This window comes from Ruthenibacterium lactatiformans, assembly GCF_000949455.1.
GTDB lineage: Bacteria > Bacillota > Clostridia > Oscillospirales > Ruminococcaceae > Ruthenibacterium > Ruthenibacterium lactatiformans.
The window spans coordinates 190,976-203,762 of sequence record NZ_JXXK01000001.1; the positions used below are offsets into that span (position 1 = coordinate 190,976).

Genomic DNA, 12,787 nt, shown 5'->3' on the forward strand with positions numbered 1-12,787 from the left:
AGAATGGGAAACGCCCTCCGCGTCCGGCCCATTAGGCCGGACGCGGAGGGCGTTTGTTATTATCTGGTATGTATGCGTTGAGACAAGGAATCACTGCTGGTTTGCCACCAGCTTAAAGCCCGCTTTCGCAAGCTCCTGCTTGATCTGCTCCACCTGAGCATGGTCGCGCGTTTCCATGCCCACGCGCAGATAACAGCTTGTGATGGCCATGTTGGTATCGCTCTGGTTGTGATGAACACTCACCACATTGCCGCCGCAGCGGCTGATGATATCGCTCACTCCGGAGAGCTGGCCCGGCTTGTCCTCCAGCTCGATGGTGAGCGTGCTGTTGCGCCCTGCCATCACAAGGCCGCGCGTGATCACGCGGCTCAAAATGTTCACATCAATATTGCCGCCAGAGAGCAGACAGACCGTCTTTTTGCCCTTGATATCCACCTTGTTGTACATGGCGGCGGCCACAGATACCGCGCCCGCGCCCTCGGTCACCAGCTTCTGGCGTTCCATCAAGGCCAGCACCGCGGCAGCGATCTCATCGTCTGTCACGGTGACGATGCCGTCCACATACTCGCTGACGAGTTCGTAGGTCAAATCTCCCGGGTGCTTTACGGCAATGCCGTCCGCAAAGGTGGCCACGCCGTCAAGCGTGATGGCCTCATGCTTCTGCACGGAATCCCGCATGCTGGGCGCGCCCGCGGCCTGTACACCGTACACCTTGCACTCCGGGTGCAGATGCTTGATGGCGTAAGCCACGCCGCTGATGAGGCCGCCGCCGCCCACCGGAACCAATACGACCTCCACGTCGGGCAGCTGATCCAAAATTTCCAGGCCGACAGTACCCTGCCCCGCAATGACCTCCGCGTCATTGAACGGGTGGATGAAAGTATACCCTTTCTCTTTCTGAAGCTTGCAGGCGTAATCATACGCGTCGTCATAGGCGCCTTTAACAAGACAGACCTGTGCACCGTATGCTTTAGTCGCTTCCACCTTGCTGATGGGCGCGCCATCCGGCATGCAGATAACGCTTGGGATATTGCTGCGCTGAGCCGCCAGCGCAACGCCCTGAGCATGGTTGCCCGCGCTGCTTGCAATAACGCCTTTTGCCTTTTCGTCAGCCGTAAGCTGGCTGATTTTATAATAGGCGCCGCGCACCTTAAAACTGCCTGTTACCTGCAGATTTTCAGTCTTCAAATAGATTTCGCTCTCTGCATTGAGTCCCGGAGCAGCAATCAGATCCGTTTTTCGTGCAACAGATTTCAGTACATATGCGGCGTGATAGATTTTGTCCAGTGTGAGCATGCCGTTTCCTTCTTTCCCCTATTATTCCCTCTATCGGACAACGTTAAGAATAATTTTACCACTTCAGCGTGATTTTGCAAGCAAAATATTGCGCCTTCCGTCCGCCCCGTGTATACTGAAAAGGTATCTTGCAGACAAAGGAGCATCCCCATTATGTTGGAAGAAAATAAAGCCCTGCGCATGCGGCTGCACAGCCTTACCATATTCCGCGGGCTGTTGGAGGACCCTGTTGTTTCCCGGCTTGCGGCGCTTTTGCACGCACAGCCCTCGGACGCGGAAGCCTGTGCGGATGCCTATTGCGCCTTTGCCGCCGCACTGTACGAAAGGGGCGGAGACCTCAGCACCTATTTATTGAAAGCCGTACTGGAGGACGAAAACCTGTATGTCCGCCGGGCGGCGTCCGGTGCGTCGATTCCCGCCGAGCTTGCGGAATGCCTGCAACACGAGCTTTGCTTTTTGCAGGAGCTTTCCAAATTTGATGGTGCCGCCCTGCGCGGCGCGCTGAAAGGCGCATTTCTGCCCCGCTGGGGCACGCAAACGCTGGATTTCGCCGCGCGTTATGAGGAAAATATCCGCACGCTTCCGCTCCACGGCTATGGAATCTATGCCAAATACCATGTATTTACCGTACACAGCGGGGCCATCGTTCCCGTCAGACACCCGGACCCTCAGCGGCTGGACGAACTTTCCGGCTATGAACGTGAGCGCGGGAAAGTAATTGCCAACACACGCGCCCTTTTGGAGGGACGCCCCGCCAGCAACGTACTGCTGTACGGCGATGCCGGCACGGGAAAAAGCAGCACGGTAAAAGCCGTTGCCAACGCGTTTGCAGACGAAGGACTTCGTCTCATTGAAGTGAAAAAAAATCAGCTTTACCAAATTCCGGACCTTGTGGAAACGCTCAGCGCCAATCCACTCAAATTCATTCTGTTCATCGATGACCTCAGTTTTTCCACCAATGACAACGACTTTGCCGCCCTGAAGGCGATTTTGGAAGGCAGTGTCAGCAGCCGCAGTTCCAACCTCGCGGTCTACGCCACATCCAACCGCCGTCATCTGGTGAAGGAGACATTCTCCGACCGGGAAGGCGACGAGATTCATCTGGCGGATACCATGCAGGAGCTGATGAGCCTTTCCGCCCGCTTCGGCCTTACCATCACTTTTTCCCGGCCGGACAAAGAGCTTTACTGCCATATCGTACAGAATCTCGCACTGCTCTACGGCATTGAAATGCCGGAAGCGGAGCTGATGATCAAAGCTGAGGCACACGCCATCCGCAACGGCGGACGCAGCCCCCGTGTGGCAAAGCAGTTCATTGAGCTGCTGAAAGCCGAGGTGTGAGGCGTTTTCCGCATCCGTTTCATCAAAGAGCCGCGCCGCGGCGTCTTTCGGGACGCGCGGCGCGGCTCTTTTCGCTTCGGATTATTTTTTCAGCCAGCTCATCATCTTGCGCAGCTCTGCGCCCACCTTCTCCAGCAGATGCTGGCTCTCTACGCGGCGCGTAGCAAGGAATTTCGCTTTACGGCCGCCAGCCGGAGAAAATTCCTGCATGAACTCACTGGCGAACGTGCCGTTCTGGATCTCCGTCAGAACGTTCTTCATCTCTTTGCGGGTCTCCTCGGTGATGAGGCGCTTTCCAGTCCGGTAATCGCCGTATTCCGCCGTGTTGGAGATGGAATAGCGCATCATGGCAAAACCGCCGCTGTTGATGAGGTCGACGATCAGCTTCATCTCGTGGATACATTCAAAGTACGCCATTTCAGGCTCATAGCCGGCTTCTACCAGCGTGTCGAAGCCCGCCTTCATCAGTTCGGTCACGCCGCCGCACAGCACGCACTGCTCGCCGAACAGGTCGGTCTCGGTCTCTTCACGGAAGGAGGTTTCCAGAATGCCGGCGCGGCCTGCGCCAATGCCGCTGGCGTAAGCCAGCGCGATATCCTTGGCATGGCCGGTGTAATCCTGCTCCACGGCAATCAGGCTGGGCACGCCCTTGCCCTCCACGTACTGGCTGCGGACGGTGTGGCCGGGGCCCTTGGGGGCCACCATGATCACGTCGATGTTCTTAGCGGGTTTTACGAACTGAAAGTGGATGTTAAAGCCGTGAGCGAACATCAGCACGTCGCCCTCTTTCATGTACGGAGCTACCTGCTCGTTATAGATGTCGGCGGCGATCTCATCCGGCACGAGCATCATCACAACGTCGGCAGCCTTGGCTGCCTCAGGCACCTCCATGACCTTCAGGCCGGCCGCTTCCGCCTTCGCCCAGCTTGCGCTGTCCTTACGCAGGCCAACGACAACGTCAACACCGCTCTCGTGCAGGTTCTGTGCGTGCGCGTGGCCCTGGCTGCCGTAACCCATAATGGCAACGGTCTTTCCGTCCAGAAAGCCCAGGTTGCAGTCCGTGTCATAATACTTTTTGATCATTTTACATTTCTCCCTCTATATATTATTTACCGTGAGGCACGGCTGGGTGCCGCGCCGGATGATACAACGCTCACGCGTGCCGGTGCACGCCGCCGCGTTCCAGGGCCGTGATGCCCGTGCGGCACATTTCCAGTATTTTGTATGGGGAAAGCACATCCAGAAAGCCGTCGATCTTTTCCGGTTCGCCCGTCAGCTCCATCACCATACTGCCGATGGAAAGGTCGATGATCTTCGCTTTGTAAATGTTGGCGATCTCCCGTATAGCTGAACGATTTTCCTCGCCCGCCTCAACCTTCACCAGAAGCAGCTCGCGCAGCAGGCTGTGGGCGGTATCCAGCGGAAAAATTTCCCGCGTTTCCTCCAGGCGCGCCGTCTGTTTGATGATCTGTTCCAGCACCTTGGCGTCGTCGTGCACCACAATAGTGATACGCGAGATCGCGGGGTCATCCGTGGCGGACACCGTCAGACTGTCGATGTTGAAGCCGCGGCGTCCAAACAGGGACGCCACGCGCGTCAGCACGCCGGAATGGTTATCCACAAGGATGCTCAATACTTCTCTGGGCATACTGCCGCCTCCTTTAATCCATGATCATATCTTCGATACTGCCGCCCGCCGGGATCATCGGCAGCACCTTTTCATCTTTATCGATCACACATTCAATCCACACCGGCCCTTTCGATTTCAGCGCTTCGGCAAACGCCGCCGAAAACGCATCCAGCGTCTCGCAATGATAGCCTTTCGCGCCAAACCCTTCTGCCAGCTTTACATAATTTGTTTTGCGGTGCGGGTCCGTACTGGAATACCGCTTGCCGTAAAACGCCGTCTGCCACTGGCGCACCATACCCAGCACCGTATTGTTGAAAATGACCGTGATGACGGGCAGCTCGTAGCTGACAGCTGTACATGCTTCATTGAGGTTCATATGGAAAGAACCGTCGCCCGTAATGTGGATGACCGGACGGCTTTCGCCCACCGCCAGCTTTGCGCCGATGGCCGCGCCGTAGCCAAAGCCCATGGTCCCCAGGCCGCCGCTCGTCAGAAAACTGCGGGGTTTTACATGGCGGATGTACTGCGTGGCCCACATCTGGTGCTGGCCGACGTCCGTCACGTAAAGCGCGTCCGGCCCGGCCAGCTCGCACATTTTGCCGATGAGCTGATGAGGGCGGATGCAGTACTTATCATCCTTGGGACGGTAATCCTGCGCCTGCCATGCCTGGATCTGCGTCATCCACTCCGTGTGCTTCGCATCTTTGACCAACGGCAGAAGAGCCTGCAATATCTGCTTGACGTCGCCGACAAGGCTGTAATCCACTTCGACGTTTTTGTTGACCTCGCTGGGATCGATATCGATCTGCAGGATCGCCGCGTTCTTCGCAAATTTTTCCGTATTCAGCGCCACACGGTCGGAAAAGCGGGTACCGATGGCCAGCACAAGATCAGCCTCGTTCACCGCACGGTTGGTGGTGCGGCAGCCGTGCATTCCCAGCAGGCCCAGGTTCAGCGGGTCTCCGTAGCTCAGTACGCCGGCTGCCATCATCGTATAAGTTGCGGGGATCTCCGCCTTTTTGGCCAGCGCATAAAGCTCCTCGCCCGCCTCTGACGCGGCCACACCCCCGCCGAAATAGATGACGGGACGGCGCGCGTTTCCGATGACCTGCGCCGCACGGGCCAGTTCCTGTCCGTCAAGCTCCGTCTTGTAAACGGGGATCTGCGGTTTCACAGGGGTAAATTCCGCCGTTGCACCCGTCACATCCTTCGGGATGTCCACCAGCACCGGGCCCTTGCGCCCCGTCTGCGCAATGCGGAACGCGTCCCGCAGAATGTCCGCCAGCTCATCCACCTTGCGCACCACGAAATTATGCTTTGTAATGGGCATCGTAATGCCCGCGATATAGACCTCCTGAAAGCTGTCCCGCCCGATGAGGCTGGTGCCGACGTTGCCTGTGATCGCCACCATGGGGATGCTGTCCATATATGCCGTGGCGATGCCCGTGACAAGGTTTGTCGCACCCGGGCCGCTCGTTGCCAGAACCACACCTGTTTTTCCTGTGGCGCGGGCGTAGCCGTCGGCCGCGTGTGCGGCCCCCTGTTCGTGAGCCGTCATTATGTGGCGTATCTTGCCGCTGTACTTGTAGAGCGCATCATACAAATTCAATACCGCACCGCCGGGATAGCCAAACAGCGTCTCGACGCCCTGTTCCACCAAAACTTCTGCAAAAATGTCCGCGCCTGTCAATACCATACCTGCGCCCTCCTTCTTCCCTCATTCTCCCTGTGAACTGTTTTCGAATAAACAAAAAGGCCCCTGTCTCGATCTTACATCAGAGACAAAGGCCTATCACAAGCACTCTGCGGTACCACTCCGTTTGCCGCACAAAACGCGGCCGCTCGGCGCGCACTGCTCCATTGCAGCGCGCAGGCTCTTTAACGGTGCCAAACCGGCGTTCGCTTACACAGGCATAGCGCCCTTGGGCGAAGCTGCTCCGGGAAGACTTTCACGCGCGCCCCCTGCCGCCTCGCACCAACCGGCGGTTCTCTGTGCGCGGAGCAAACGCGCTATTCGTTCCCTTCACTGCATTTCAGCGGATATTGTATTTTATTATATCCACGGCTTTTTGATTTGTCAAACGTTTTTTGAAAAAACTTTATTTCTTTATTGCAATAAAGCCCGGTCTCCGCATTTGCCGCCGCTTTCAGTTGCCCCGCAGGCCGCGCCGTGGTAAACTGAATACGTACAGAGCCGCAAACGCGCTCTGTCCAACACAAATGAACGGCGGTGCAACAATGAAACGTCTATCCACCTCTTTCCCCGTCGGAGACACTCCTCTGGACGAATATCCGCGCCCACAGATGGTCCGGGCGCAATGGCAGAATTTAAACGGCCTGTGGCAGTACGCCGTTACGGAAAGTCCGGAGCAGCCGGCCGTATGGCAAGGCGGCATCCGCGTCCCGTTTGCGCCGGAAAGCGCGCTGTCCGGCGTTGAAAAGCCTGTTCTGCCGGGCCAGACGCTCTGGTATTTCCGCACGTTTTCCATCAACGGATACGACGCAGCCAAGCGTACGCTGCTGCATTTCGGCGCAGTGGATTATGCCTGCACAGTATTTGTAAACGGGCGGGAAGCCGGAGGGCATACCGGCGGCTACTGTCCGTTTACGCTGGACATTACTTCTTTTGTGCGCGCGGCGGAAAATGAGCTGACGGTCGCCGTTACGGATGACACCGACAAAGGCGACGCGCCACGTGGCAAACAGGTTCTGCACCCCAAAGGCATCTGGTATACTGCGGTAACAGGCATCTGGCAGACTGTCTGGCTGGAGCAGGTGGACAGTGCTCACTTCACATCCGTTCACTTCATACCGTCGCTGGATTCCGTGGAGGTCTTCGTCCAGACCAGCGAAAGCGGCAGCGTATGCATGGAAGTGTTGGAGGAGGATTCATGCATCACCGCCCACACGTTTACGGCGGGCGGCAGCCAGACGGTTTCGTTTGAAGCGCCCCGTCTCTGGACGCCCGAACAGCCGTTTCTCTACCGGGTGCGCCTGAGCCTTCTGCGCGCCGGGCGTGAGACTGACCGGGTAGAAAGCTACTTCGGCCTGCGCACCTTCGCTGTGCAGCCGGATGAGAACGGCACACCGTATTTTCTGCTCAATGGCAGGCCTTACTTCCAAAAAGGGCTTCTGGATCAGGGATACTGGCCGGACGGGCTGTACACCGCGCCCAGCGATGAAGCGCTGCGCCGGGACATTGAACAGGCAAAGGCGCTGGGCTTCAATATGCTGCGCAAGCATATCAAGGTGGAACCCGCCCGGTGGTATTACCATTGTGACACGATGGGCATGCTGGTATGGCAGGATATGCCCAGCGGCGCGGCTTACCCCGGGGATCTGCTTGCCGTGGCCCTGCCGAATATCGGCGTACAGGTATCCGATAAAAAGCACAAGAGGTTCAAGCGTGAAAATACCGCCGCGCGCCTTCAGTTCACCAAAGAACTGAAAGAGATGGTGGAAGCGCTGACCGATGCCGTGTGCATTTGTACCTGGGTGCCGTTCAACGAGGGCTGGGGCCAGTTCGACGCCGCAGCCGCCACAGCGCTTCTATGGACTCTGGACCCCACCCGCCCCGTTGACCACGCCAGCGGTTGGCACGACCAGGGTGCGGGAGATTACAAAAGCATCCACAAATACATCTTCAAGGTGCGTCCGCCGCACCCGGACGGCCGCGCGTTCGCCCTGACGGAATACGGTGGTTACAGTCAGGTGCTGGACGGTCATGTATGGGATAAAGAGAACAGCTTCGGCTACCGGATGTATCCCGATAAAGCCGCGCTGACAGCCGCCTACCGCAAGCTGCATGAAGAACAGATCCTGCCGCTGCTGAAAAAGGGGCTGTGCGTTTCCATTTACACGCAGCTCACAGACGTGGAGCTGGAAGTAAACGGCCTTTTCACTTATGACCGCGCTGTCTGCAAGCTGGATGAGGCCGTTGTAAAAGAAATCAACCAAAAGCTGGTGTTATAAAATGAAAGAACCGTTTACACTTTACTCCTCCGGCATTGCTTTGGCCCGCTTTGCCGCGGAACGCGCAGACATTACACATTCCAGTCGGGATATATTTGGGCTCGATTTTTCCGAGCCGCAGCCCATGACAGCACAAAATGACACAGACTATGCCGCCGTTAAGCTGCAGCCGTACCGGCTGCTGACGCTGCGGACCGAGTTTGAAGCGGCAGCAGCCAGTGCTCCTGCGGAATTTTCCGTCGATGGCCTGCGCTATACCCGCGCAGAGCGGAACGGGCTGCTCTATTACATCCAGCGCGGCGTCAAATTTCCCTGTGACGCGCTGTTCCGGGACGGGCGGCTCATCGCATGGCTCTGCCCCTGCCGGGAACAGGCCAATCTTTTGGTGCGCGACGGCTTCGAGGAATATACGCCGCTGACGTTGTGGAAGGATTATGCCGCCCGTCCGCTTTACGGTGTTTCCATGCTGGGTACGTTCCACATGCCTATGCGCGACGGCGTGGAGCTCGCCGCGGACGTTTATCTGCCCGAGGGAGCGCCGCTGCCCGTTCCCGCATTGCTTGTCCGGACACCCTACGACAAAGATGACGGCGCACAGACCTATTTCCGTTATGTGCGCCGCGGCTATGCCGTGGTGGTGCAGGATGTACGCGGACGCAATGAGAGCGGCGGCGAATGGCTGCCCCATTATTACGAGGTGGAGGACGGAGACGATACGCTCACCTGGGTTGGAACGCAGGAATGGTGCGACGGAAGCGTCGGCATGCTGGGTGGTTCATACCTCGGATATACACAGTGGTGCGCGGCGGCTCTGGGCAACCCGCATCTGAAGGCGATGATCAGTGTCGTAACGGCAGGTACTGCTTTTGCAGATGGTCCGCTGCACGGCGGCTGCTTTTCCAGCGGCGGCTTTGCCTGGAATTTCGCCATGACAAAGCGCCGCTTCGCGCCAGAGCGCATGGACCGGGCTGATTGGGATGAAATTCTGGATATCCGCCCGCTGGAGGACATTGGCCAAAAGGCTCTGGGCGAAGATGTTCCCTTTATCCGTAAAATGCTGGCCCACCCCTGTGAAGACAGTTTCTGGCTGCGCGGCAACTGGGCAAAACGCAGCACGGGGAAAACGGTTCCCGTGCTCATTCAAAGCGGATGGTTCGACGACAACGGTATGGGCACCACAGAGGCGCTGGACCTCACCGCCGGCTACCCGCCGGGCACGCGCAAGGTGGTGCTCGGGCCCTGGCAGCACAGCGGCAACAGCAGGTACGACCTGCACGCCCTATCCTTTCCCGCCGGAGCACTGCGGTTTGATCTGGATCTGCTGTATCAGAAATGGTTCGACCACTTCCTGCGGGGCGAAGAAAACGGCGTGGAACAGAGCGCTCCCGTGGAATACTATACGATGGGGGAAAACCGCTGGAAAACAGCGAGCCGCTGGCCCGTGGAAAACGCGGATGACACACCGTTTTATTTTGGTGAAAACGGAACGCTGTTCCCCATCTGCGGCCGAGAGGGCCGGACAGGATATACCTATGACCCGCAGGACCCCGGCACCCACATCATCGACATGAGCGAGAACGAAATCGCGGTGCCGGAGGATTACACCCAAGAGGAGCAGCGTCCGGATTATATATGTTATACCACACCCACGCTGCCCGCGCCGCTTACGGTAACAGGCGACGCGCGCGTGACGCTTTATGTCTCCAGCGATGCGCCGGATACGGATTTTATGGTACGCCTGTGTGATGTGGACGAAGCAGGCCGCAGCGTTAAGCTGGCGGACGGCATTCTCGCCGCGCGTTTCCGAAACGGGTTTTCCGCGCCAGAATATCTGGAGCCTGGTAAGGTAGAAAAACTGGTCATCCGCACCTCTAAAATATCCCATTGTTTTCTGCCCGGACACCGTCTGCGGGTGAGCGTCACTTCGGGCGCCAAGCATTTTGTGTTTCCCAACAGCAATACAAAAGATGCATACAACAGCACCGAAAGCCGTGTCGCGCACAACACCGTCTGGCACGGCGGCGCAGCACCGTCTCATATCCTGCTGCACGTTGAACGGTGAAGCGGCGCCCTGCACACTGCGGGACGGATGCGCAAAACCGCATGCACCGGTGCGGTTTTTAAAGGGAAGGAGGGTCTCCGCCATGGAAACCGAGCCGCTTCAGATTCGTCTCGCTGTGCGTGAGCTTGTAGAATTCGTGCTGCGCCGCGGCAGCATCGACAGCCGCTTTTCCGGCTTTGACCGCGCCAACGAGGGAAGCCGTATCCACCGCAAGCTGCAAAAAGCGGCGGGAGATTCCTATAAAGCCGAGGTACCCTTCAAGGCAGAGCGCACGGTAGGCGACGTATGCTATACGCTGGAGGGACGTGCCGACGGAGTTATCACAGAGCCGGACGGACATTTTACCATCGACGAAATCAAAACCACAGGCGCACCGGCCGAGCTGCTGACGGCGGATTTTAACCCCTTACACTGGGCGCAGGCTAAATGCTACGGCGCGTTCCTGTGCCAGAGGGAAAGCCTGCCTGGCGTGGACATCCAAATCACATATTATCAGGTCGACACGGATGAGATCATCCGCCACCGCCGCACATTTTCCGCCGAAGCGCTTGAAGATTTTCTCACGGATACACTGCGTTTGTATACGCCTTGGGCGCACATGGAGGCAGCGTGGAGAGCCACACGCAACGCCTCGCTGAAAGCACTGCGCTTCCCCTTTCCCGCCTACCGCCCCGGACAGTACGAGATGGCCGGCGCGGTGTACCGTACCATCGCGGGCGGCGGCAGGTTGTTTTGCGCCGCGCCCACTGGCATCGGAAAAACGGTTTCCACTCTTTTTCCCGCTCTAAAGGCATTGGGTGAGGAAAAGGGCGAGCGCATTTTTTACTTGACGGCAAAAACCATTACAAGGCAGGCCGCCGAGGATGCGCTGGCGCGTCTGCGTGTTCACAGCACATCCTGCGGCACACCGCTGCGTCTTAAAACCATCACGCTGACAGCCAAAGACAAGATCTGCCCGCTGGAGGAACGCGTCTGCACCCCGGAGGCCTGTCCCCGGGCGGACGGCTATTACGACCGCATCAATGCGGCGCTGTACAGTTTTTTGTCCCAAACCGACGAATTCACCCGCGCGGATATCGAGGCATTTGCCCTGCAAAAGCAGCTGTGTCCCTTCGAGCTGGCGCTCGACCTGACCAACTGGTGCGACTGCATCGTCTGTGACTACAACTACCTGTTCGACCCTGTGGTAAGCCTCAAGCGCTTTTTCACCGAGGGCGGAGACTTCATTTTTCTCATCGACGAAGCGCACAATCTGGTGGATCGCGCGAGGGATATGTATTCCGCACAGCTGCTCAAATCCGCGGTTTATGGCGTAAAAAAAGCGCTGGGCAAAGGGCACCGCAAGCTGACGGCCGCTCTGAACAAAGTCAACAGCGAAATGATCGAGCTGCGCCGCCGCTGTGAGGAAGCGGATGAACATCGGCTGGTCATTCCGGAAGGTTTGCCGGAGTTGAACAAGCTGCTCTCCCGTCTGTCCGCCGCCTGTGAGGATTGGCTGGAAGAACACCGTGACGGCGAATTGCACGCCGAAGTGCTCGCGCTCTATTTTGAAGTGCATTTTTATCTGCGCATCGCAGAGCTTTACGACACGAACTACACCACGCTTCTCGCTGCCTTCGGTTCGGAGGTCTGTGTCCGTTTGCTTTGTCTGGACGCCGCGCCGTTTCTGGATGCATCCATGGCGCTTGGCCGCGCCAGCATTCTGTTCAGCGCCACGTTATCACCGGCGGAATACTTTATTCAAACGCTGGGCGGCGGCCCGGCCGCCAAAGCGATACGCCTGCAAAGCCCATTTTCTCAGGAAAGGCTGTGCCTCGCCGCTGCCGGGATCAGCACAAAATATACAGACCGTGAGCGCACACGGGAATCCGTGTGCCGTCTCATCGGCGCGGCCGTGAGCGCCCATGCGGGAAACTATATCGTGTTTCTGCCTTCCTATAAATACATGCAGGATGTGAGCGACGAATTTGCGATGATGTATCCTGATGTCCCATTGACCGTGCAGGAAAACGGCATGGACGAAGATGCACGCGAGGCATTTCTCGCACAGTTTTCAGCCGACAGGCCCGGAACGCTTGTGGGCTTCTGCGTGCTTGGCGGCATTTTTGCCGAGGGCATTGATCTTGCAGGCGACCGTCTTATTGGCAGCATCATCGTCGGCGTGGGCTTGCCGCAGATTGGCGTAGAACAAAATGCCCTGCGGGATTACTACGAAGACACAATGGGTATGGGTTTTGAATACGCCTATCAATATCCCGGCATGAACAAGGTCCTTCAGGCTGCCGGCCGTGTTATCCGTACGGAAACAGACCGCGGGCTCGTGCTGCTCATCGACAGCCGGTACCGAATCGGCAGCTACCGCCGGTTGTTCCCCCCGCACTGGTCTCATCTGCGGCGGATAGAGAGCGCGGAACAGCTCTCTGCACTGCTGGCCGACTTCTGGGCCGAGCCGCCTTCCAGGCATGCTTTTCCCAAATAGCATACAA

The 12,787-nt window shown here is 57.8% G+C and carries 8 protein-coding genes; 4 read left to right on the top strand and 4 right to left on the bottom strand.

What is annotated here, in order from left to right; translation table 11 throughout:
• Positions 1-90 precede the first annotated feature (90 nt).
• Positions 91-1,296 (bottom strand): threonine ammonia-lyase, encoded by a 1,206-nt coding sequence (gene ilvA, locus TQ39_RS00920; RefSeq protein WP_009325768.1) that lies wholly within the window; start codon positions 1,294-1,296, stop codon positions 91-93.
• A 153-nt stretch (positions 1,297-1,449) separates the two neighbouring features.
• Between ilvA and TQ39_RS00925 the strand changes: the two genes are divergently transcribed.
• Positions 1,450-2,637: an ATP-binding protein gene (locus TQ39_RS00925; RefSeq protein ID WP_050004226.1), complete on the top strand. Its 1,188-nt coding sequence runs from the start codon at positions 1,450-1,452 to the stop codon at positions 2,635-2,637.
• A gap of 81 nt (positions 2,638-2,718) precedes the next feature.
• Here the strand turns inward: TQ39_RS00925 and ilvC are convergent, their stop codons facing one another.
• From ilvC to ilvB, 3 genes are all read right to left on the bottom strand, one after another.
• Positions 2,719-3,720 carry a ketol-acid reductoisomerase gene (ilvC, locus tag TQ39_RS00930; RefSeq protein ID WP_009325770.1) on the bottom strand — a complete coding sequence of 334 codons (1,002 nt, stop codon included), beginning with the start codon at positions 3,718-3,720 and terminating at the stop codon, positions 2,719-2,721.
• A gap of 70 nt (positions 3,721-3,790) precedes the next feature.
• Entirely contained in the window at positions 3,791-4,285 is a 495-nt protein-coding gene (gene ilvN, locus TQ39_RS00935; RefSeq protein ID WP_009325771.1) for an acetolactate synthase small subunit, read from the bottom strand.
• 13 nt (positions 4,286-4,298) lie between these two features.
• The gene (ilvB, locus tag TQ39_RS00940) at positions 4,299-5,963 is read right to left on the bottom strand and encodes a biosynthetic-type acetolactate synthase large subunit (protein ID WP_009325772.1); all 1,665 of its coding nucleotides are present in this window, start codon (positions 5,961-5,963) and stop codon (positions 4,299-4,301) included.
• Positions 5,964-6,505: 542 nt separating this feature from the next.
• Between ilvB and TQ39_RS00945 the strand changes: the two genes are divergently transcribed.
• The 3 genes from TQ39_RS00945 (at position 6,506) to TQ39_RS00955 (ending at position 12,780) form a co-directional block, all read left to right on the top strand.
• On the top strand, positions 6,506-8,239 hold the full coding sequence (locus TQ39_RS00945; protein ID WP_050004227.1) for a glycoside hydrolase family 2 protein: 1,734 nt from the start codon (positions 6,506-6,508) through the stop codon (positions 8,237-8,239).
• 124 nt (positions 8,240-8,363) lie between these two features.
• Positions 8,364-10,301, top strand: coding sequence for a CocE/NonD family hydrolase (locus tag TQ39_RS00950; RefSeq protein ID WP_242853439.1), 1,938 nt, complete (start codon positions 8,364-8,366; stop codon positions 10,299-10,301).
• Between the two features lie 82 nt (positions 10,302-10,383).
• Complete coding sequence (locus TQ39_RS00955) at positions 10,384-12,780, top strand: helicase C-terminal domain-containing protein (RefSeq protein WP_050004229.1); 2,397 nt, start codon at positions 10,384-10,386, stop codon at positions 12,778-12,780.
• The last annotated feature ends 7 nt before the right edge of the window (positions 12,781-12,787 follow it).